Source organism: uncultured Planktosalinus sp. (genome assembly GCF_963973675.1).
Taxonomy (GTDB): domain Bacteria; phylum Bacteroidota; class Bacteroidia; order Flavobacteriales; family Flavobacteriaceae; genus Planktosalinus.
The window spans coordinates 1-2,408 of sequence record NZ_CAXBAN010000389.1 but is presented as its reverse complement, the minus strand read 5'-3'; the positions used below and the strand labels follow the sequence as shown (position 1 = coordinate 2,408).

Below are 2,408 nucleotides of genomic sequence, written 5' to 3'. Positions count from 1 at the left end.
TAATTTCAATTGCTTCAAGCTTATTGGTAGTAGCCGCTATTTTTCAGCTTAGTGATGGTTTGCAAGTTGTGTTTCTTGGAGCTTTAAGGGGGTTACAGGATGTAAAAGTACCCTCCTGGATTTGTTTTGTGGCTTATTGGCTGGTTGGCTTTCCAGTTTGTTACCTTTTAGGTAAAGAAGAAGCCCTGGGAGCAATGGGCATCTGGCTGGGCTTGTTTGCGGGTCTCACGGTATCAGCATTGATGCTTTATCTAAGATTTAATAAACTTACAAAGAGGTTGATTGAAAGCAATTAGCAGTCAGTTTTCGAATTAAGAAAAGAAAAAATAGAATAAAGAATATAGAAAATTCAATTTGCTAACAGTTGTTTTAGAAAATTGAATATTGAAAAGAGACAATTGTACGTCTCTAATATAAGTTAATCATTATTCATTCTTCAGTTTAACGCTCACATTCAACTTCCTTGCAGCTCCATAAATTAAGGTACCCAGCAGCGCGCCAATAATCATTCCGGTAAGGGTGTCGAGCGGGTAGTGTACGCCTACATAGATTCGGCTATAGCTTACAATACCTGCATAAAAGAGTAAGATAAAAGGTAAGTATTTATAAACACGCCTAAATAACAATCCCAGAAAAACAGCCAGTGCCATCGAGCTGGCAGCGTGGGCTGAAAAATAGCCAAACCGTCCGCAGCGAGGTGCAACATAGCGTATGAGTTCTTGTAAATGTTCTTCACGACAAGGTCGAGGTCGTTCAAAACCGTTTTTAAAGAGGTTGGCTAGCTGGTCAGTACAAGTAATGAGTATTGCTACCAGTACCATAACAATGAGCGTGTTTTTGAGCCCAAAATTTCTGTACACCAGATACAGCAGCAATGCATAGAAGGGAATCCAGGAGAACTTATAGGTAATACCCAGCCACAAGGCATCCCAGCGTTCTGAACCCAGTGAGTTAAGAAAGATGAATAGTTGTTCGTCAAGTTGTAAAAGCTGTTCAATCATTTTTATTCATTTTCATAGCGACCCACTTCACGGTCATAAAATGCGGTGGCTTCTGTTATAAGGCTTTCAGTTTCAGTTTCGAGTTCTTTTTGGTCCTGGGCGTCAAATTCCTCTAACCATTCCACCTCATCGTTTTCCAGGTTGATGATGAACCTGGGGAATTCTGTGTGAATCACAAAAATGGCATTTGGGAAGTCTGTATTGTCGCCTAAAATAAATTTTGGTAGTTCCATAGTGTTTTATTTTATTGATTGAAAGCAACGGGGCTACATGCATTTCCTTGTCTGTTCATTTCCCAAGCTTTCATGCAAAAATAGGATAAGGAAATTAAACAACTGAATGTAAAGCTATTTTTCTGCAAAGAGGTTCATTAATTGTTTGGCAGCTTCAAACGGACTTATTGTGTGTTTTTCTATGGATTTTAAGAGTTTTGGAAGGGTCTCCTTAATTTTGGGGTGGGTATAAAAGTCGGTTTTTAGTTGTTCTTCGATGGTTTGGTACAACCAGAATTTGTTTTGCTGTATCCGATTGTGTTCAAAATAGCCGTTTTTCTGAGTATGTTGAAGGTAGGATTCCACGATTTCCCATACCTGATCAATGCCTTCATTTTTTAAAGCACTGCAGGTAGCCGTTTTTGGAGTCCAGCTACTATCTTTTGGAGGGAAAAGATGCAGTGCCCTTTTGAACTCTACTTTTGCTTGTTGTGCTGCTTTGAGGTTTTCACCATCGGCTTTATTGATGACAATTGCATCGGCCATTTCCATAATTCCTCTTTTGATGCCTTGTAGTTCATCACCGGCTCCTGCCAGTTTGAGAAGTAAAAAGAAATCAGTCATTGAATGCACTGCTGTTTCACTTTGCCCTACCCCAACTGTTTCGATTAGGATGGTATCAAAACCGGCTGCTTCACATAAGATGATACTTTCACGGGTTTTGCGGGCTACACCCCCCAGGGAATTTCCGGAAGCAGAAGGACGGATGAATGCGTTTTCTTCTTTGACCAATTCTTCCATTCGGGTTTTGTCTCCCAGAATGCTTCCTCCGCTAAGGGTGCTGCTGGGGTCTACGGTAAGGACGGCTACTTTTTTTCCTTTGACAATCAACAACTTTCCGAAGCTTTCAATGAAGGTGCTTTTTCCCACTCCCGGCACACCGGTGATGCCAATTCGAACTGATTGATTGGCATAGGGTAAGCATCCTTCTATGATTTGACGAGCTATTTCACGGTGTTTAACTGAAGTGCTTTCTATGAGGGTTATGGCCTGACTCAAAGCCACCTGATTGCCTTTTCGAATTTTTTGAATCAAGGTGCTGGTATCAGGTGTGATTTTGCGTTTCTGTTTGATATAATCGGCCACAGCAGCATCGACCGTTTTGGAGGAGTTATCTTTCCCGGAGGATGTTGAT

The 2,408-nt window shown here is 41.0% G+C and carries 4 protein-coding genes; 1 reads left to right on the top strand and 3 read right to left on the bottom strand.

Annotation, left to right across the window (positions count from 1 at the left end; translation table 11 throughout):
• Window positions 1–296, top strand: a 296-nt coding sequence (locus AACY61_RS12435; protein ID WP_339611898.1) for an MATE family efflux transporter, incomplete at its 5' end; no start/stop codon positions are given.
• A 129-nt stretch (window positions 297–425) separates the two neighbouring features.
• Here the strand turns inward: AACY61_RS12435 and AACY61_RS12430 are convergent.
• The 3 genes from AACY61_RS12430 to meaB all read right to left on the bottom strand — a co-directional run.
• Window positions 426–1,001, bottom strand: a complete 576-nt coding sequence (locus AACY61_RS12430; RefSeq protein WP_339611897.1) for a phosphatase PAP2 family protein — start codon at window positions 999–1,001, stop codon at window positions 426–428.
• A 2-nt stretch (window positions 1,002–1,003) separates the two neighbouring features.
• Entirely contained in the window at window positions 1,004–1,234 is a 231-nt protein-coding gene (locus tag AACY61_RS12425) for a hypothetical protein (protein WP_339611896.1), read from the bottom strand.
• Between the two features lie 114 nt (window positions 1,235–1,348).
• The coding region (gene meaB / locus AACY61_RS12420; protein WP_339611895.1) for a methylmalonyl Co-A mutase-associated GTPase MeaB at window positions 1,349–2,408 on the bottom strand (1,060 nt) is incomplete at its 5' end.

Excerpts from the sequence above, each read along its gene's own strand:
- AACY61_RS12430 (WP_339611897.1), bottom strand. The coding sequence starts at position 1,001 with ATGATTGAACAGCTTTTACAACTTGACGAACAACTATTCATCTTTCTT.
- AACY61_RS12425 (WP_339611896.1), bottom strand. The coding sequence starts at position 1,234 with ATGGAACTACCAAAATTTATTTTAGGCGACAATACAGACTTCCCAAAT.